Genomic DNA, 472 nt, shown 5'->3' with positions numbered 1-472 from the left:
GGATGCCGGGGCTGCTCTTCGTGCCTGTCGCCGAGGGCAAGACGTCGAAGAACCGGCTCCACCCCGACTTCCGCCCCGACGACCAGGAGGCCGAGGTCGCCCGGCTGCTCTCCCTCGGTGCCCGGCGCGTCGACACCGTGCAGGATGAGCAGCACTGGGTGACCCTCCTCGACCCGGAGGGCAACGAGTTCTGCGTCCTGGGTGAGCGGAAGAGCTGAGCGGAGGCCGGCAGTTATTCGGGGGCCCCGAGTCGTACGGCGGAGCTCGAACCCCTCGACGTTGCAGCAGGTCAGAGCGCTCAAGATCCACCCATGGCCGGAATTCCCGTTATCTCGGCTCGACCCGAAGTAACGGCGAAAGGGGCAGTTCCCCAGCACGCCGCGGCGGTTCCCGAACGTGCCGAGCGTCCCGCCGTCGGCCAGGGTGTCGAACCCGTCGGTGGCGCAGCGACCGGGGCCGGATCGCGTGTGGT

1 protein-coding gene is annotated in these 472 nt (G+C 69.5%); it reads left to right on the top strand.

From position 1 onward, the window contains the following. Nucleotides 1-218: VOC family protein (locus EJK15_RS69895; RefSeq protein WP_171075458.1), on the top strand; the 218-nt coding region annotated here is incomplete at its 5' end. Nucleotides 219-472: the final 254 nt, after the last annotated feature.

The sequence above is a fragment of the Nonomuraea basaltis genome (genome assembly GCF_005893125.1).
GTDB lineage: Bacteria > Actinomycetota > Actinomycetes > Streptosporangiales > Streptosporangiaceae > Nonomuraea > Nonomuraea basaltis.
Note: the sequence above shows the minus strand (reverse complement) of the source record. Positions and strands in the feature narration are given on the sequence as shown.